The organism is Bacillus sp. FJAT-29937, from assembly GCF_001509555.1.
In the GTDB taxonomy this organism is placed as follows: Bacteria; Bacillota; Bacilli; order Bacillales; family Cytobacillaceae; genus Cytobacillus.
In genome coordinates this window covers 726,501-745,012 of sequence record NZ_LMAS01000001.1, presented here as the reverse complement: position 1 = coordinate 745,012, position 18,512 = coordinate 726,501, and the positions used below count along the sequence as shown (strand labels likewise).

The window sequence follows — 18,512 nt, the reverse complement described above, 5'->3', positions numbered from 1 at the left end:
GTCATTTGAATTTTTTAATATTCCATATAAGAGAATCTGTTCCTATAGAATAGTGTGAGATCGGGCGAACTTCGCTAACGTCTATATTTAATGGAGCAAACAGGGTGTTATGATTTATTTCGAGTTCCGCTTTTTGCAGCTTCCATGGCTGATGGTGAATTTCCAAACAATATGTATGGGTGCCATTACTTGAACTAAAAAAACAATAGCGTTCAGTAAGAAAATGATCAAGTGTCCCCTCATTAGGCAAATATACCTCTTCAAGTGGTGTGTATATTCCGTCAAGCGTGATTTCGGTATTTCTTTTACGGATGCTTTCAAAATGAAAGTTTTTACCCTTTTTTTCGATTGAAATTTGTGAAGAATGATAAGGCAGACGAAGCCATCTTTTTGCTATTGTATAGGAGGCCCAGTCGCACACATCTAGGGAAAGAAAATAAATACCGCTTTTTCCATTACACTTTACATATGTTCGTACATTCACTTCTTGAAATTTAGGCAGGATGGATAGGTTGGATAATCCTCGAGGATAAATGCCATCCATCAAAAAAACGATGATCCCTAACCAAGCAGATCCATTAAAGGTGTCAATTTCTAACGATGAAGGAATATGCTTTCGCAATATTTCAGATGGAATTGGCCAATGAATAAATAATAGGTTTCTCCAAGTCTGCCGCATAATCCAATTTTTTGAAGGCAATGGAAAAGGTCTGTGGAAAGTATCATTAATTAACTTCATACAAATTCTCCAATTGACAAATTTTCTTCTTAGTCTTTTCTGCAAGGAAAGTTTTCATGCAATGAAACATATTATTTACCTATATTGGAAATACTAGGACATACTAAATGGATTTTTTTATGACTTTGGAGTAGGAAAATGTCGAATATATTAACTTTAATTATTTTTGCTATGATAGCAATTGTTTTTGTCTTTTTTGTATTTATCCTTTTCGGTTGGCGTTGGCTAATGAAACGGATGGTAAAGAAAATAGGCAAAATTGTGTTAACGGATAGCTATCAAGAAAATATTATTGAAATGTTACCTGGGTTTAGGCATATGGGGATTCAAAATGTGCTGGAAAATAGTTTGCGTGCGGAATCGGGTGATATCTTACACCGACCGCTTGGTTCCTCGAAAAAATGGCCTCATTTAGAGCCGTTTACCTTTATTCCTGCACAAACATCTCCATTTCCGGTTGATGGTGAAGAGGAAGTAGATGTTCAAGTAACGATTGGACCTAAAGCAAAAAAACCATTGAAAATTGAAATCCCCCTAATGATTAGCGGAATGGCTTACGGAATCGCACTTAGTGAACAAGTACGAATATCTTTAGCGGAAGCAGCCAAAAATGTCGGAACCGCGATTAATTCTGGAGAAGGACCAATTCTGCCAGAAGAAGTAGATAAAGCAGGAAAATACATTCTGCAGTTTTCAAAAACAGAATGGTCAAAAGATAAAAAAATTTTGAAGCGTGCTAATATGATTGAGATTAAATTGGGCCAAGGTGCGCTATTCGCTATGGGCGGAAAAATATCACCGAATAATTTATCTCCTCGTGCTATTGAATTAATGGGATTGACGGAAAATGAAGAGGCTGTTATTTATGAAAACTTTTTTGAAAATCAAACACTGGACGACCTTAAACAGCTTGTAAAGGAATTGCGTAAATTAACCGGCGGCGTTCCAATCGGTGTAAAAATGGGTGCAGGCGGCAAAATTGAAGAAGATATTGATCATTTAATAGAAATGGACGTTGACTTTATTGCGATTGATGGAGGACAAGGGGCGACTCATGGGGCACCGCCAATTTTATCTGATGATTTTGGCATACCTACTTTGCATGCAATTGTAAGGGCTGCTAATCACCTTGAAAAGAGAAACAAAAAGGGACAAATTAGTTTAATAGCCTCTGGAGGGCTCTTTGTACCCGGCCAGTTTTTGAAGATGCTTGCACTCGGCGCTGATGCTGTCTATTTAGGATCTGTCATGTTGTTCACTGTTGCTCATAATCAAATTTTGAATGCCGTTCCCTTCGAACCGCCTACCCAAGTTGTTTGGAATGACGGCAAGTTCAAGGATCAATTTAAGATTGAAGATGGCGTTCAAGCTGCTGAGAAATTCCTTACAGCCAGTACCGAGGAAATGAAAATGGCATTAAGGGCTATGGGAAAACGGTCTTTAAAAGAGTTGTCAAAAAAAGATTTAGTTTCCTATGATGATCTAACCGCACAAATAATCGGAATTCCATTTTCATTTGAGCCATGGGAAAATTGAGCCTTTAATTAATGTTGGGAAGTGTATATGTTGAGCTTACTAAACTTTTTAACTTTCGCAATGATGGCATTAATATTTGTCATGTTTTTTTTCATGCTCATTGCTTGGCGCTGGCTCACAAAAATAATCGTTAAGCAATTTGGGAAAATCATTTTTACTGATAGCTATCAAGAAAATATTATTGAAATGATTCCGGGATTTAGGCATATGGGCATTCAAAATGTGCTTGAAAATAGCTTGCGTGCGGAAAAAGGCAAAGTCCTTTTTCGTCCACTCGGCGGTTCCGCTAAAAAGTGGCCTAATCTTGACCCAATTACATTTATTCCTGCTCAAACTACCCCATTTCCAATTGATGGGGAGGAAGAAGTAGATGTGGCTGTTACGATTGGTCCAAAAGCTAAAAAACCAATGAAAATAAAAATTCCGCTTATGATCAGCGGGATGGGATATGGAATCGCACTAAGTGAAAAGGTGAGACTTTCCTTGGCAACTGCCGCAAATAATGTGGGAACAGCGATTAACTCGGGTGAAGGCGGAATTCTGCCTGAAGAATTAGATACAGCTGGGAAATATATTTTACAGTTTGCTAAAACCGAATGGGCAAAGGAAGAAGCCGTAATTCAGCGGGCTGATATGATTGAAATAAAGTTGGGACAAGGTGCAGTCTTCGGGACCGGAAGAAAAATTCCTCCCGAAGAAATAATGGGTCGTGCCCGAGAAATAATGGGTCTAAAGGACAATGAAGATGCTGTCATCAGTGACAATTTTTTTGAAAATCAAACTTTAGCGGACTTGAAAGAACTTGTAGATGACCTAAGGGAGATGACAGGTGGAGTTCCCATCGGAGTAAAAATTGGGGCAGCCGGAAAAATTGAGGAGGATATTGATCATATCATTGAAATGGGTGTTGACTTTATTGCGATTGATGGCGGACAAGCAGCCATGCACGGAGCTCCGCCGATTCTTTATGATGATTTTGGAATTCCGACACTGCATGCGATTGTCAGGGCTGTAAATCATTTAGAAAAGAGAAAGATGAAGGGGCAGATTAGTTTACTTTTCTCAGGAGGGCTTTTAGTGCCTGGGCATTTTTTAAAAGTGTTAGCCCTCGGTGCTGATGCTGTCTATTTAGGTTCAGCGATGTTGTTTACTGTTGCTCATAGTCAAATCTTAAATGCCGTTCCCTTTGAACCGCCTACCCAAGTTGTATGGAATAACGGGAAGTTCAAGGAACAATTCAAAATTGAAGACGGGGTTCAAGCGGCGGAAAAGTTCTTAACCGCAAGCACCGAAGAAATAAAAATGGCTTTAAGAGCTATGGGGAAAAAATCGTTAAAAGAGCTGTCAAAAAAAGATTTAGTTTCCTATGATGAATTGACCTCCCGCATGGTTGGCATCCCGTATTCCTTTCAGCCTTGGGAAAAAAGTGAATAACAAGAAGCGCCTATATTTATACTTTTCGGCGCTTTTTGTTAGTTTACCCATTAAAAAGGCTTGGCAAATTGTGATAAATATTTAGTATTTAATCTGCTATGCTGCGATATTAAATAAGCAGATTTTGTTGCGTTTTTCTTCCTAAGTGTATTGAGGGCTTCTATCATCTCTGTTTCCGTTTTAGTTCCTATACCATGGCCAAAATACAATCCATCACCTAAATAAACAGCATTTTCCCCTGTCCAAACTGGATGTCCATAATCAGGATTATAAAAGTAGACAACATCTCCCGGGATAAAATCCCTTCCTATTTTTGTAATGATGCTTAAATCTTGGTCATAGTTCCAATCCCAAACAAGCAGCCTTTGAAATAAAGTATTGAAATAACTGACTGAAATTAAATCAAGCACTGCTTTATAATAAATGATGACAATGGCGGTAGAGCATTCAAATGCGTACTCCTTCCCATTTTTAAATACATCCTTAATGGCTTCGGATGGCGGGATTTCGGAATTAAGCAAATAGCCGTATTTGATTTTCGTCCAAATTCGCGGATTGAATTTAGATGTGATAAATGGAGCAAATGTTGCTCCGCTTTTTTCAAGGTCATTTGCGGCCATTATAATATGCTTCCTTAATTGGATATCAAAAAGCAATTCATGCAATGAATCATATTGATGGATTAAAGGGCTGCTTTCTAAGGCGATAAATATCTCCTTTTCCTTCCCGTGAAAGTTGTTTTGATTCGGCTTTATTTCATAGCTTGAAATAATAATCAATAAAATACGTCTCCTTTCACATAAGGTATTAACTGTATTATGATTAAATTAGATATTTGTTGTTTCTTCCGTCAGCGAGAAAAAAAATTTACTTTACAAACGGATCATTTCAATGCTAATTTATTAAAATAATATGATACTGCAAGAGGGGGTATGAGCATTGAGAATGAATAAAGAAATTATTAAGTTTTTAAGAAAGAGTTATGAAATGAATCAGCGCGATTTTGCAAAGATTGTCTCCTGCAGTTTCTCGCTCATTGCATTAGTAGAAGTAGGCAAGAGAAGAGTAACAGCTGAGTTAGAAGAAAAAATAAAGAAAGCATTTGATTTAGATGATCAGCAGATTCAATCCATCGCTTCTCTTGTATCTGAGATTAGTAAGGGAGTTCCTCCATTTATGTAAATAATCCGCCAAAATTGACAAATATGAATTTTCGTTTACTCACCTTATGATGCATGTCCATAACCCAAAATTAGGCTATGGCCGTGTCACCTCACAAATGCCTACATAAATTCAAAAATGAATGAAGCATCCAGCCTTCGGTTAAATTAAAATAGAGCAATGACAATTGCTCAAATAATCGTGGTGGGAGTGATGTATCATGGCTAGAAACAAACTTTTAGTACCTGGTGTTGAAAATGCATTGGAACAAATGAAATATGAGATAGCAGGAGAGTTTGGAGTTCAACTTGGTGCAGATACAACCGCGCGAGCAAATGGTTCTGTTGGCGGCGAAATGACTAAGCGACTCGTCGCTATGGGACAGGAGCAGCTGAAGAACCAGCAAGGACAGTAATAAGATTGCAAGGAAGGGACCCTTCATCGAGGGTCTCTTTATTTTGTTTAATTAGGAAAATCCCCCTTTTCTAGGTAATTACCCAAGAATTTATATTTGTCTTTGAATACTATTTAATGGGTGCAAAAATATGTAGAAAATATGAGGAGGAGACATAATTGAATATGAATGTAATACCAAGTGCTATTGACATGAATGACGAGAGGCGGCCATTTGGATTTGGCGGATTTCACGGAGGTTTTGGAGGTTTCGGCCGACCAGGCTTTGGCTTTGGAAGACCATTTGGCTTTGGATTCGGCCGGCCATTTGGATTCGGCTTTGGCAGGCCATTTGGTTTTGGCTTCGGTTTTCCGTTTTTAGGAGGATTAGCTTTAGGAGCAGCACTTGGTGGAGGATGGGGAGGATATGGTTACCCGTACTATCCGTACTATCCACCTTATCCTTATTACCCGCCTTATGGATATTGGTATTAAGTAAGAGTGAAATTTCATGGGGATGCTCCTTTAAGAACTTCAACTGAAGGTTTAGGGACTTCCCCTTTTTATTTGTCATCCCATTCCTCATAAGTTACGATTCCGCCGGTTAGGTCAATTTCATTTCGTTCCCCTTTGTAATATAGCTTGCCATCCTCGTTTACAATCAAGTTCTCATATGTAAAAACATGATCCCCAGATGGCAGCTTAATAATGATTTTTTCTCCAAGCACTTTTTCGGGCGCCTCAATCTTAATTAAGCTTTGAGAATAAAAATACAAGGCAGTAAAAGCTGAAATACATAAGGAAAAGAACAGAATGAAGCGTTTTAATACAAAATATGATTTTTTAGAATACCTTTGTGACCTTGACACTCTTCTTGCATACCTCCTGTAAGGAAATGGCTAATCTCTTGAGTATCGTATGCATGAAGAATTTAGAAGATGACAGAAAAAGGCCAAAGTTTATGAATCTTAGTGACACTTAAAATAGTTATTTGAAAATTATTTTCCGAAAAATTGAAACAATTTCCGCACATTATCCGTAAGTAAGGTATACTGCAATTAAATAGATGATTAAAGGGGGAGATACAAATGGCTGTCATTATTAGAAGGAAAGGGCCTGAATAATGATGGAGATATTTGGAATCGAAATCCAAACAATCTATTTGTATACGCTCATTATTTCGGGGAGTTTAATTATCTTATATTTATTTTTCGGTGATGTGATTGAAGGGATATCTGAAGCAACTGGCTTCCTTAACCCGGTACTATTCTTAGCATTTTTAACTTTTTTATCAGCTATTGGATATGTTCTTGAAGCTTTAACGGGGCTAAACAGTATTCTAATTTTGGTCATTGCTGCCATTGTTTCTATCATACTAGATACTTTGCTAAATGTATTTGTTCTAATTCCATTAGCCAATTCTGAGGAATCGCTTGTATATACAGAGGATTCTTTGAAAGGGAGATTGGGGAATGTCATCATTCCAATTCCGGAGAATGGATTTGGAGAGGTTTTGATTGAAAGTATTAGCGGCAGGATTTCTAAGCCCGCTGCCAGCTTCGATAACAAAGTCATAGAAGAAGGAAAAAAAGTGCTTGTGATCGACATTAAAGACGGGGTTCTTTATGTTGTCCCACGAAATTAATACTAGATTGGAGGAAAATGTATGCTCACGATTTGGATTGTAATTGGAATTGCAGCTTTTTTATTAATTGCTTTATTAGGAATCTTTATTACTAAGTATAGGACGGCTGGTCCGGACGAAGCTTTGATTGTAACAGGGAGCTATCTCGGCAGCAAAAATGTACATGTTGATGAATCAGGAAATAAAATAAAAATTATTCGAGGCGGCGGTACATTTGTGCTCCCGGTGTTCCAGCAGGCTCAGCCGTTAAGCTTACTATCAAGCAAACTGGAGGTATCGACTCCTGAAGTTTATACAGAACAGGGAGTACCTGTTATGGCAGATGGGACAGCAATCATTAAAATTGGCGGCTCCATTGGCGAAATTGCAACGGCCGCAGAACAATTTCTTGGAAAATCAAAGGAAGATCGGGAAAATGAAGCGAAAGAGGTTCTTGAAGGCCATTTGAGATCGATTCTTGGTTCGATGACTGTTGAAGAAATTTATAAAAATCGGGATAAGTTTTCTCAAGAGGTTCAAAGAGTCGCATCACAGGATCTTGCAAAAATGGGATTAATCATCGTTTCCTTTACAATTAAGGATGTCCGCGATAAGAACGGTTATTTAGACTCTTTAGGAAAGCCTAGAATTGCGCAGGTGAAGCGGGATGCAGATATTGCAACAGCAGAGGCTGAGAAGGAAACGAGGATAAAACGTGCAGAAGCTGATAAGGACGCACAAAAGGCTGAGCTTGAAAGAGCAACAGAAATAGCCGAAGCAGAGAAAGAAAACCAAATGAAAATGGCTGATTACCGCAGAGAGCAGGATGTAGCAAAAGCTCGAGCAGACCAAGCCTATGATTTAGAGACAGCTCGCGCAAAGCAAGAAGTTACAGAGCAGGAAATGCAAATTAAGATTATTGAACGCCAGAAACAAATTGAATTAGAAGAAAAAGAAATACTGAGAAGAGAACGTCAATATGATTCCGAAGTAAAGAAGAAGGCAGATGCAGACCGGTATGCTGTAGAGCAAGCTGCAGAAGCAAATAAGAAGAAGCAAATCGCAGAAGCGGATGCAAACAAATACTTAATTGAAGCCCAGGCACGTGCAGAAGCAGAAAGGGTTCGTGTAGATGGATTGGCAAAAGCTGAATCTCAACGTGCACAAGGGGAAGCAGAAGCAGAAATTATTCGCCTGAAAGGACTTGCAGAAGCAGAAGCAAAACGAAAAATCGCCGAAGCATTTGAGCAATATGGCCAGGCAGCTATTATGGATATGGTATTGGAAATGCTTCCGGAGTATGCGAAGCAAGTGGCGACTCCGCTTTCCAATATTGATAAGATTACAGTTGTTGATACTGGCAGTGATGGGAAAAATGGCGGTGCGAATAAAATAACAGGATATGCAACGAATTTAATGTCCACGATGCAAGAAAGTTTGAAAGCATCATCTGGTATTGATGTAAAAGAGCTGATTGAAAACTTTTCCGGAAAGGGAAATATTCGTCAAAGCATAAATGAGCTATCTAGTGAGTTGGCAGCAAGTAAGAAGGATAGTGAAGCAAAAGCTGAAGAGTAATTAGATTATTATCATTGTGTAAAATTTATATTTTTTAGGAAAGGGAGGTGATCTGTTTAGATTTCCTCCCTTTTTTATTTTTATAAATTAGGCATAAATACAGGATTTATAGTTTGTCCTAATGAAATAACCCAAAAATTGTGCATTCGTCTATCGCACACATTAGCTCATTTGAATAGGATATATAGAATCAAATAAAGGAGGTATATGAAAATGTCAGATGGAATTGCATGTGGTGGAGGCTTCGCTCTCCTTGTTGTATTGTTTATCTTGTTAATCATTATTGGGGCTTCTTGGGGCTTCGGAGGGTATGGGGTTTATTAATTAGAAATGATTTTGTAAATAAATAAGGAGGAGATTAGTTTATGTTTTACGGCGGCGGCTATGGATATGGCGGCTATGGATGTGGTGGATTTGGAGGCGGTTTTGCTTTAATCGTTGTCCTGTTTATTCTGCTTATCATCGTAGGCGCATCATGTTTTAGATTTTGTTAATTAAGGAAGCAAGAGAGCAAACACTCTCTTGCTTTTTTGATTGTTTTTGGGAATTTGGTCCATTAAATCATACATAAACTGGTTATACAGATGGGGAATGTTCCCATTAATAATTTCCTGCTTATTCCTTTCATCCCATGGAAAATATTAAGGTTTGGTGACTAATGCTAAAGTATGTTACGGTAATAGATGTTGGCACGTAACTTGCAAAGGAAATTAATCATACAAATAAGGTTTTTCTAATAGGAGGAGATATAATGAAGAAGCTTGTGGCAGCTATACTAGCGGGATTCATGATGCTCTCATTCCAATTTATTCAATCAATGGATACACATGTAAATGCTGAAACATTAGATCATGTAGGTATATATACTGTTCAAAAAGGCGATTCCCTTTTTAAAATTGGAGTGAAATACGGAGTATCTGAGCTGGAGTTAAAGGAAATAAATTACTTAAAGTCGAATAAGATTCATCCTGGTCAAAAGCTCATTTTACCTAAAACAATTTCAAAGGCTGACAAAGACCTTCTTGCAAGGCTTGTACATGCAGAGGCAAAAGGAGAACCACACGAGGGAAAGGTTGCTGTCGCATTAGTTGTATTGAATCGGGTAGAAGATGACCGATTCCCTGATAAGATTAAAGATGTAATCTATCAAAAAAGACAATTCCAGCCCGTTGATAATGGATCGATTAATGAGCCTTCTGGTGAAGATTCAAAAAAAGCTGTGATGGAAGCTTTAGCTCTTCAAGGACAAGGAAATGAGTCAGTATTTTTCTTTAATCCTGATAAAACAAACAGTAAATGGTTAAGAACAAAAACAGTCACAACCGTTATTGGCAATCACAGATTTGCGAAATAATGGAATGAGTGAAAACAAAGATGAGGGTTTCAAGTCCTCATCTTATTTCGTTTTTCTCAATGTATTCAAATAAAAATGATTGTCCATTACGATAAAATCGTGGGTCATATAAGCCGAGACGCTCCTTATCGTTTACTAGCACAACGAATGGGGACCACTCATAAAGGGTTTTTGCTTCCGGGCGCTCATCAAATAATTTGTCTAAGTCGGCTTCGGGTGCAGATTCAAGAACATATTGAACCTTTTTGTCCTGAAAAAGATTGTCTTGAAAAATAGTCACCTGATTATCATTCATCGTAATAACAGAAAAAGTCCATGGAATAAAACCGGCAGAAAGAGCCACTTGCTCATATTGATCATCATATTGCTTGTAGATAATATACCCTTGAGTCGTTTGAACGATTAAATGTAAGGCAATGAATGCCCAAGCAAGCTTAAAATAATAAGAAGGCTTTTTCTTCCCTTTTCTTGAAAAAATAAAAGCAAGCCCCAAAATTCCCCAAAACACTAAATCAACGATTGGGATCGTCCCAAATGTAATCCTTTTAGAGGAAAACGGCTCTAAATACCCAGTTCCCCAAGCATTAAAAAGATCGCTCGTATTATGTATGAAAACAGCAAGCCATCCAAGCAGGAATAATTTCATATCTTTGATTTTAAAAATGGCCAAACAAATGAGTGAAAATAACAGGGCCCAAATGGGTGTTAAGAAAACAGAGTGAGTAATTCCTCGGTGCCACATTTGGTACAGGCCCTCTGTATCCCAAATCCTTGATATGACATCAATGTCAGGAATTAGACTTGCACCGACCGCAGTTACAAGATAAGCTCTTTTATGATTTTTATCCAAATCCTTTTTATCGACAGTTCCATAAAGGGCAAGCCCGAATAAAGTATGTGTAATCGAATCCAGCAGAATCAACTCCAGATTGAATATTTAAAGTCTAATAGATAATTTAATTATAGTCACTATTTGCCTTCAAAGCTATTTTTATAACCGTTTGCAAAATGTCATGTGTTATGGAATACAGTATTGCAATATGTTTTTTAAAAATGATAAAATTAAAGGTACGATTAAATTTGAAAGTCAGTGAGGAAAATATATGGGCAATAAATTAAAAGAGGAAGTATTATCACGCAGAACCTTTGCAATCATCTCTCACCCGGACGCAGGGAAAACAACCTTAACGGAGAAGCTCCTTTTATTTGGGGGCGCAATCAGGGATGCTGGGACTGTAAAGGGAAAGAAGACGGGAAAATATGCAACAAGTGACTGGATGGAAATTGAGAAGCAGCGGGGAATATCCGTTACGTCCAGTGTGATGCAATTTGACTATAACGGCGCACGTGTAAATATCCTGGATACACCTGGGCATCAGGATTTCAGTGAAGATACGTACCGGACTTTAACTGCTGTTGACAGTGCAGTGATGATAATTGACTCAGCAAAAGGGATAGAAGAGCAGACATTAAAGCTTTTTAAAGTATGCCGAATGAGGGGCATACCTATATTCACATTTATTAATAAACTCGACCGGCAAGGAAGATCTCCATTAGAGCTTCTAGCTGAGCTTGAAGAAGTAATGGGTATCCAATCATATCCGATGAATTGGCCGATTGGAATGGGGAAAGAATTCCTTGGAATTTATGATCGTTTTAATAATCGAATTGAACAATTCCGTGTTGAAGAAAGTGATCGCTTCCTTCCCTTGAATGAAGATGGAGAAATTGATGGTGATCATACAATTAAGAAATCAGGTCTTTATGAGCAAACACTCGAAGAGATTATGCTTTTAAATGAAGCTGGGAACGAGTTTTCTGTAGAAAAAGTAAAAGAGGGAGAACTTACTCCCGTTTTCTTTGGCAGTGCTTTAACGAACTTTGGGGTACAAACATTTCTAGAGTCCTATCTCCAGTTTGCACCGCCGCCGCAAGCGAGGAACTCTACTGCTGGTGAGATTGATCCATTATCTGAAAGCTTTTCAGGTTTTATCTTTAAAATCCAAGCTAATATGAATCCTGCACATCGTGACCGTATTGCTTTCCTTAGAATATGTTCTGGCCGTTTTGAGCGAGGGATGTCTGTGAATATCCCAAGACTAGGTAAACAAATTAAGCTAGCACAGTCAACGCAATTTATGGCAGATGATAGAAGCACTGTTGATGTAGCTGTCAGCGGTGATATTATCGGGATCTATGATACTGGAACATATCAAATTGGTGATACTTTAACATCAGGGAAAGATAATTTCCAATTTGAACGGCTGCCGCAATTTACGCCTGAGCTTTTTGTTCGGGTTTATGCGAAAAACGTGATGAAACAAAAACATTTCCATAAAGGGATTCAGCAGCTAGTTCAAGAAGGTGCAATTCAGCTTTATAAAACAGTTAAAACTGAGGATTTACTTTTGGGAGCGGTTGGACAGCTCCAGTTTGAAGTGTTTGAGCATCGAATGAAAAATGAATATAACACAGAAGTCATTATGGAGAGAATTGGTTCAAAAATTGTTCGCTGGGTTGATGGAGATCATGTGAATGAAAATCTTTCGAGCGCAAGAAGCCTTCTTGTCCATGACCGATTTGATCATAATGTATTCTTATTCGAGAATGATTTCGCTCTTCGCTGGTTCCAGGAAAAGAATCCAGAAATTAAATTGTATAATCCGATGGATGCAGAGCATTAATATATTTTCTAATTTTGTATGGTAAATATAGTCTTTATTATGGAGAAAAAGTGAAAGGACTGCTTATTTTAAGCTGTTCTTTCACTTTTTTTTGCTTATTTGTCGAATGTTGTAGGAATTCAATTGGAAATTATTTGGGATATGGAAAATATTTAACACTGTTCCAGAGCAAAATAATACTATCGAAACTTGGCTGGTGATGAGATGAAAACGTTTACAAAAGTGGAAGCTATATTATGGAGTATTGCTCTGCCTGGATTTAGTCAGTTATTATCGGGACAATTATGGAAGGGCATATTTTTAGTTGTGCTCGAATTTATGATTAATGTGTACAGCAATTTCAATATGGCCATCATGTATAGCTTTATGGGGGAAATTGATAATGCGATCAAAGTGACTGATTTCCAATGGTTAATGTTTTATCCATGTTTATATATGTTTGCGATGTGGGATGCCTATCGCAGTGCCATGACAAAAACCGAAGAGTTTTCCTACCTTCCGTTTGTCTTTAGTGCCTATTTTATTACAGTAGGGCTAATGTATTCAACAAAGCTTACCCTTTTTGGGGTGTTATTTGGGCCAGTGTTTCTGCCTATGCTTTTTTTGATTCCAGGATTAGTCATTGGGTTTCTAGTCAAGTGGTTAATATTAACGGTCAGGAAACAAAGTGTCTTATAAGTTTTTTTAGCTTTAACAACAAATTTTGTTAAGGCTTTTTTTGTGTTTATTAATTTTTTTATCTAATAACCCCCAAAAACCATCTAATCATCTCCGTACAGTTGTAGTGAAAATAGCGGCCGCTAAGAAAGTCAGAAAAAAACTATGAGGTGAAATAAATTGAAATTTTTATCAACTAAGGAATTAAACAAAATAGCAAAAGGAACTTTAGCATTAGTCTTAGCAGGAACATTTACATTTTCTGCCTTACTAACGTCGGCAGCCGAAAATACAGAAAGCCAAGAAGAATATCAAACGGTAGTTTTGGACAATCAAACAAATGAAAATGAAGTCCAAACTGAAAATAAAGAATTAGATGCAGAAACGAATCATAAAGAAGGCACAGAAGATGCGGTGAGTGCTGAAAAGCCATCTCTAGTCCCTGGGAACTTTTTCTACTTTGCAAAAATTGCCTTAGAAAAAATCAAATTAGCCCTTACTTTTGACGATGAAAAGGAAGCTAAATTACTAGCCACATTTGCAGCAGAGCGACTAGCAGAAGCTGAAGCTCTTTTTGCAAAAGAAAAAGAAGAAGAGGCAATGAAAGTAATTGAAGAAGCGTTAAAAAATTTATCAAAAGTAGAAAATAAAGAGCAAGAGGTTACAACGAGCGAAGAGCCAGCAGAGAAGGATACTGAAAAAGCAGAACAGACCGATACAGAAAAGACTAAGGCTGAAGAAGTGTCTGCAAATGATGAAGTGAAGGTAGATGTAGAGAAAGCAGAAAAGCCAGCCGATGAATTGCAAGAATTAATGTCACAGAACATTATTGCTTTAAAAGCAGCAATGGAAAAGGTGAAAAATCCAGTTGCAAAGGCTGCACTGCAAAAAAATATTGATAAAAGCTATGCGAAATTAGCGAAAAAGATTGAGAAACTAAATGAAAAATATGGAATAGATGTTGCATCAGAGGATATCTCCCAAAAAACAAATGTAGAAGTAAGCAAGGATGAGAATACAGCTGCAGAAGCTGATAAAACAGATCAAGAAGTTGTAAACAAGGATCATGATGAAGCTGTAATCCAAGAGAAAACTCCTCAAGCTGAAGGGGAAAATAAGAAGCAAAAGGAAAAAGCAGAGAAAGCTAAGGAGCGTGCTGAGGCGAAAAAAGCACATGAATTAAAGAAACAACAGGAAAAACAAGCCCGTGAATTAGCTAAGGCAGAAGAGAAAAAAGCCCGTGAATTAGTGAAACAAGAAGAAAAACAAAAGCGTGAAGCTGCTAAACAAGAAGCAAAGCAAGCCCGTGAAGAAGCAAAGCAAGCTCGTGAAGAAGTAAAAGAACAACGTAAAGAGGTAAAAATAGCCGAAAAGCAGGCTCAAGCAGCAAAGCATGATCAAAAACATTCACATAAAAAGGACCATGAAAATAAAGGCAATGGAAAAAACGACTAATAATTTGTAAAGATATATAAACATATAAGAAAAAGAGGACTTTTATTAGTTCTCTTTTCCTTATCATGCAGCCCCACCCTTAAAAAACGTCCCTCGCCATCGTATGATATAATGTGTTTTGGATAAGAGGTGAGGCTATTGCTAGGTTTGTTGTTCATGGCAAAAAAGCGAAAAAAAACAATGGAAGAAACAGTTTATTTAATTCAGCAAGGCGATACAATTCTACAAAATGAACTAATACATTCATATAAACCATTTATTGCTAAGACCGTGTCATCCGTTTGTAAAAGATATATACATGACTCGGATGATGAATTCAGTATAGGTCTAATTGCTTTTAATGAAGCGATCCAAAAATATTCTCCTGAAAAAGGGAGTTCATTAATAAGTTTTTCTGAAGTCTTAATTAAAAGAAGGGTTATTGATTACATTCGGACTCAATCAAAGCACCAAGTTTTGAAGCTTGATTACTCGGCAAATGAAAGAGAAGAAGATCAGACTGGAAATACGATTGAAAATGAGCTTTCATTAAATGATTACAAAAGGAAAACAGATGAAGAATTAAGAAGGGAAGAAATCCTTCAATTTAATGAAGTTCTTAATCAATTCGAGCTTTCATTCAATGATTTACTTCAGCAATCACCAAAGCATGCGGATGCAAGAAAAAATGCAATGATGGTAGCACAATTGATTGCGGAACATAGCGAGCTGAAACAAATGTTGCTTGAAAAGAAAAGATTGCCCATTAAACAGCTCGAAAACTATGTTTCTATTAGTAGAAAGACAATTGAAAGAAATAGAAAATACATAATTGCTATGTCACTCATATTAATTGGTGATTATGTGTATTTAAGGGATTATATTAAAGGGGTGTTGGAAACGTGAAAACAGGAATAATAATGGAAATAAATGAACGTTTTTTAACACTATTAACCCCAGAAGGTGAATTTCTGCGTGCTGCAAAACTTAATAGACAATACGAAATTGGTCAGGAAATCGAATTTTACCCATTAAGTACCGATTCGACCAATCATCGGTCACTATTTTCCATTTTTTCAAGCTTTAAAGCTAAAGCAGTCATAGCAGCAGCTTTAATGATTATGCTTGTATCCTCGACTGTTTTTACTTTCAATGGAAATAATGAGGTTTATGCCTATATGTCTATTGATATTAATCCTAGTATTGAATTGGCGATTAATGAAAAGTTTCAAGTAATTGACATTCTGCCTTACAATGAAGAAGGGGAACAAATAGTTAAACACATTCATGATTGGAAGAAAAAAAATATTCAAGTGATCACGGGTCAGATTATAGAGGAAATAAAAAATCAAGGATATGCTAGAGAGAATTATGAGATTGTTATTGCCACTGTAAATACAAAGAAAGAAAATAAAGAGCTTGAAGCGAAGTGGGACGAAGAAATTACTGAAATTAAAGAGAATATTCAAAAGGAAAAGCTTGATGTAAAGGTTATGGATGCATCCACTAATGATAGGAAAGAAGCGAAGGAAAAAGGATTATCCATTGGGTCATATAAAGAAACGCAATTGAAAAAGAAAACAGAAAACAATTTAGAGTCTAATAAACAGAAAGAACAAGAAAATAAGAAGCCGGATCAAACTCAACAGACTAACAATATAGAAAACAAAAATATTAAGAATGATAAACCTTCTGCAATCCCGCCAGGTCAGCTTAAAAAAGAACAAAATTCTAAACCAAGTCATACATCTGACCACTCAAACAAAGGTCAATTTGAAAAATCAATCCCTCCTGGTCAAGAAAAAAAGGAGGAACGTAACAAGAATAACAACGGCAACAAACAGGAAAATGTAAAAAAAAATAATAATGAAAAAAATAAGCAGAATAATAAAGAAGGAAATCCTTCCAATCAAAGAGGAAATGGAAAAGAATCTCAATCAAAATCGAATGGCCAAGAGCATAATAAAGGAAAATCTAATTCCAATCACGGCAACGGAAAAAACAATGGCAAGAGTGATCATGACAAGGATTGGAAGCATCAAAACGAGAATAAGAAGGATAAAGATAGGGATTAAAGTAAATCGAAATGAAAAGTCCGGTGCATTTACCCGGACTTTTTTTGAATCCATCATGTATTCAGTTAAATTCACTTCTGGCTAAATATTATTTCCAGACATCTGAGCCTGTGCTTGCTTCACTAATCTCTTCGTAATCTCCCCGCCTACTGAACCATTTGCGCGAGATACGGTATCTGAACCTAGGTGTACGCCAAATTCTTGTGCGATTTCATATTTAACTTGATCTAAATATTGTTCAATTCCGGGAACTAATAATTTATTGCTACTATTTGCCATTTCTTCACAACTCCTATTTAATGGTATGACAGAGGATGATATTTTCCCTGTAATTGTAGTATGATTAAAAACAGTCTTATCATAAGTGGTAATATTTTTCGATAAGGAAAAAACCAAGCAGGAATTACTTTCATAATATAGAGTTATTCTTTATGATAGAGGGTATGAGAAGAATTGAAGGGAAATGTGATTTATGTGGAGAAAGGTACGAATCTGGCTGGAAAAGCTATCACCTGCCAAGGTTATTTCAGGCTATTATTTATTGGCAATAACTGTATCAATTCTATTATTTAGTATCCCGGCAGTTCACAAACCTGGGGTCGAAGTAGCTTTTATTGATACAGTCTTCACAGCTGTCAGTGTGGTAAGTGACACAGGTTTGACTGTTTTTAATGTTTCAGAAACATATAGTGTTTTTGGGTATTTTATCATTATGATCGTCTTGCAATTCGGGGGTATTGGCATAATGGCCATCAGCACATTTTTCTGGATGATTTTGGGCCGAAAAATTGGATTGCGCGAACGCCAACTAATAATGGTTGATAATAATCAATTTTCATTATCAGGGCTTGTAATATTAATTAGAGAAATAATCAAGATTATTCTCTTTATTGAGCTTTTAGGAGCACTTATTTTTGGATTTCATTTTTTGAAATATTATCCTACTTGGCAGGAAGCATTTATACATGGTTTGTTTGCATCGGTAAGTGCGACAACAAACGCGGGGATGGATATTACAGGAGAATCCCTTGCACCTTACGCGGGCGATTATTTTGTGCAACTAATAACGATTATACAAATTATTCTTGGAGCCATTGGGTTCCCTGTATTAATTGAAGTAAAGGATTATTTATTTAGGAAAAAAATGGAGTCCGAACATCCTTTCCGTTTTTCATTATTTACAAGATTGACGACAGTAACATATGGAATTCTTCTCGTAATTGGGACAATCCTAATTTTGTTATTTGAATTTCAACATTTTTTTAAAGATATGACATGGCATAAAAGCTTTTTCTATTCCTTTTTCCAGGCAGCCACGACGAGAAGCGCCGGAGTTACAACAATGGATATTAACGAATTCACGACGCCAACGCTGTTGCTTATGAGTCTGCTTATGTTTATTGGAGGATCCCCTAATTCTGTTGGCGGGGGAATTCGGACGACAACATTTGCTTTAAATATGTTATTCATTTATCACTTTGCAAAAGGGAATCGTGACATCAAGATCTTTAATCGTGAACTTCATGAAGATGATATTATGAAATCATTTGCTATTACATTCTTAGCCATTGTCATGTGCTTTATTTCGGTTGTGGCTTTAAGTATTTCTGATAGCCAGCATCAGCTTATTGAGATATTTTTTGAAGTTTGCTCTGCGTTTGGTACGGTAGGCATGTCTTTGGGGATTACTTCAGATCTTAGCGTTTTTGGAAAATGTGTTCTAATGGTTTTGATGTTCATTGGAAGAATCGGGTTAACTTCCTTTTTGTTTATTATTGGAGGCAATAAAAAGAAAGCTAATTATCATTACCCGAAAGAAAGAGTTATTATAGGTTAATCGAAA

Annotated in this window: 21 protein-coding genes; 16 read left to right on the top strand and 5 right to left on the bottom strand. The window is 36.9% G+C overall.

Features of this window, described 5'->3' with window-relative positions:
- Position 1: 1 nt before the first annotated feature.
- Positions 2-739, bottom strand: coding sequence for a YqjF family protein (locus tag AR328_RS03645; RefSeq protein WP_066289911.1), 738 nt, complete (start codon positions 737-739; stop codon positions 2-4).
- A 138-nt stretch (positions 740-877) separates the two neighbouring features.
- Between AR328_RS03645 and AR328_RS03640 the strand changes: the two genes are divergently transcribed.
- Entirely contained in the window at positions 878-2,275 is a 1,398-nt protein-coding gene (locus AR328_RS03640; protein WP_066289903.1) for an FMN-binding glutamate synthase family protein, read from the top strand.
- 60 nt (positions 2,276-2,335) lie between these two features.
- A complete protein-coding gene (locus AR328_RS03635; RefSeq protein ID WP_442854429.1) occupies positions 2,336-3,709 on the top strand; it encodes an FMN-binding glutamate synthase family protein in 1,374 nt (457 codons plus the stop codon).
- A gap of 50 nt (positions 3,710-3,759) precedes the next feature.
- Here the strand turns inward: AR328_RS03635 and AR328_RS03630 are convergent, their stop codons facing one another.
- Positions 3,760-4,488 (bottom strand): protein-glutamine gamma-glutamyltransferase, encoded by a 729-nt coding sequence (locus tag AR328_RS03630; RefSeq protein WP_066289899.1) that lies wholly within the window; start codon positions 4,486-4,488, stop codon positions 3,760-3,762.
- 166 nt (positions 4,489-4,654) lie between these two features.
- Between AR328_RS03630 and AR328_RS03625 the strand changes: the two genes are divergently transcribed.
- From AR328_RS03625 to AR328_RS03615, 3 genes are all read left to right on the top strand, one after another.
- Positions 4,655-4,891 carry a helix-turn-helix domain-containing protein gene (locus AR328_RS03625; protein ID WP_066290188.1) on the top strand — a complete coding sequence of 79 codons (237 nt, stop codon included), beginning with the start codon at positions 4,655-4,657 and terminating at the stop codon, positions 4,889-4,891.
- Between the two features lie 199 nt (positions 4,892-5,090).
- On the top strand, positions 5,091-5,285 hold the full coding sequence (locus AR328_RS03620) for an alpha/beta-type small acid-soluble spore protein (RefSeq protein WP_066289897.1): 195 nt from the start codon (positions 5,091-5,093) through the stop codon (positions 5,283-5,285).
- A gap of 164 nt (positions 5,286-5,449) precedes the next feature.
- Positions 5,450-5,758, top strand: coding sequence for a hypothetical protein (locus AR328_RS03615; RefSeq protein WP_442854428.1), 309 nt, complete (start codon positions 5,450-5,452; stop codon positions 5,756-5,758).
- Positions 5,759-5,826: 68 nt separating this feature from the next.
- Here AR328_RS03615 and AR328_RS03610 read toward each other — a convergent pair whose 3' ends face one another.
- Entirely contained in the window at positions 5,827-6,132 is a 306-nt protein-coding gene (locus tag AR328_RS03610; RefSeq protein WP_066289889.1) for a hypothetical protein, read from the bottom strand.
- Positions 6,133-6,389: 257 nt separating this feature from the next.
- On the opposite strand from AR328_RS03610, the gene AR328_RS03605 reads away from it, so the two are divergent.
- The 5 genes from AR328_RS03605 (at position 6,390) to AR328_RS03595 (ending at position 9,819) form a co-directional block, all read left to right on the top strand.
- Positions 6,390-6,908 carry an NfeD family protein gene (locus tag AR328_RS03605; RefSeq protein WP_066290186.1) on the top strand — a complete coding sequence of 173 codons (519 nt, stop codon included), beginning with the start codon at positions 6,390-6,392 and terminating at the stop codon, positions 6,906-6,908.
- Positions 6,909-6,929: 21 nt separating this feature from the next.
- Positions 6,930-8,465: a flotillin family protein gene (locus AR328_RS03600; protein WP_066289887.1), complete on the top strand. Its 1,536-nt coding sequence runs from the start codon at positions 6,930-6,932 to the stop codon at positions 8,463-8,465.
- Positions 8,466-8,678: 213 nt separating this feature from the next.
- A complete protein-coding gene (locus AR328_RS22075; RefSeq protein WP_082677108.1) occupies positions 8,679-8,789 on the top strand; it encodes a YjcZ family sporulation protein in 111 nt (36 codons plus the stop codon).
- A gap of 41 nt (positions 8,790-8,830) precedes the next feature.
- A complete protein-coding gene (locus tag AR328_RS22070; protein WP_082677107.1) occupies positions 8,831-8,959 on the top strand; it encodes a YjcZ family sporulation protein in 129 nt (42 codons plus the stop codon).
- 257 nt (positions 8,960-9,216) lie between these two features.
- Positions 9,217-9,819, top strand: a complete 603-nt coding sequence (locus AR328_RS03595) for a cell wall hydrolase (protein WP_066289885.1) — start codon at positions 9,217-9,219, stop codon at positions 9,817-9,819.
- 37 nt (positions 9,820-9,856) lie between these two features.
- Here the strand turns inward: AR328_RS03595 and AR328_RS03590 are convergent, their stop codons facing one another.
- Entirely contained in the window at positions 9,857-10,732 is an 876-nt protein-coding gene (locus tag AR328_RS03590) for a metal-dependent hydrolase (protein ID WP_066290183.1), read from the bottom strand.
- 190 nt (positions 10,733-10,922) lie between these two features.
- Between AR328_RS03590 and AR328_RS03585 the strand changes: the two genes are divergently transcribed.
- The 5 genes from AR328_RS03585 (at position 10,923) to AR328_RS03565 (ending at position 16,669) form a co-directional block, all read left to right on the top strand.
- The gene (locus AR328_RS03585; protein ID WP_066289880.1) at positions 10,923-12,503 is read left to right on the top strand and encodes a peptide chain release factor 3; all 1,581 of its coding nucleotides are present in this window, start codon (positions 10,923-10,925) and stop codon (positions 12,501-12,503) included.
- A gap of 204 nt (positions 12,504-12,707) precedes the next feature.
- Entirely contained in the window at positions 12,708-13,181 is a 474-nt protein-coding gene (locus tag AR328_RS03580; RefSeq protein ID WP_066289877.1) for a hypothetical protein, read from the top strand.
- A gap of 159 nt (positions 13,182-13,340) precedes the next feature.
- Positions 13,341-14,615 (top strand): DUF5667 domain-containing protein, encoded by a 1,275-nt coding sequence (locus AR328_RS03575; RefSeq protein ID WP_066289872.1) that lies wholly within the window; start codon positions 13,341-13,343, stop codon positions 14,613-14,615.
- A 156-nt stretch (positions 14,616-14,771) separates the two neighbouring features.
- Entirely contained in the window at positions 14,772-15,500 is a 729-nt protein-coding gene (gene sigI / locus AR328_RS03570) for an RNA polymerase sigma factor SigI (RefSeq protein WP_442854422.1), read from the top strand.
- Positions 15,497-16,669 carry an anti-sigma factor domain-containing protein gene (locus AR328_RS03565; protein WP_066289862.1) on the top strand — a complete coding sequence of 391 codons (1,173 nt, stop codon included), beginning with the start codon at positions 15,497-15,499 and terminating at the stop codon, positions 16,667-16,669. Before sigI ends, AR328_RS03565 begins: the two co-directional genes overlap by 4 nt.
- A gap of 81 nt (positions 16,670-16,750) precedes the next feature.
- Here the strand turns inward: AR328_RS03565 and AR328_RS03560 are convergent, their stop codons facing one another.
- A complete protein-coding gene (locus AR328_RS03560) occupies positions 16,751-16,948 on the bottom strand; it encodes an alpha/beta-type small acid-soluble spore protein (protein ID WP_066289859.1) in 198 nt (65 codons plus the stop codon).
- Positions 16,949-17,141: 193 nt separating this feature from the next.
- Between AR328_RS03560 and AR328_RS03555 the strand changes: the two genes are divergently transcribed.
- Positions 17,142-18,506 carry a TrkH family potassium uptake protein gene (locus tag AR328_RS03555; RefSeq protein ID WP_066289854.1) on the top strand — a complete coding sequence of 455 codons (1,365 nt, stop codon included), beginning with the start codon at positions 17,142-17,144 and terminating at the stop codon, positions 18,504-18,506.
- Positions 18,507-18,512 lie beyond the last annotated feature (6 nt).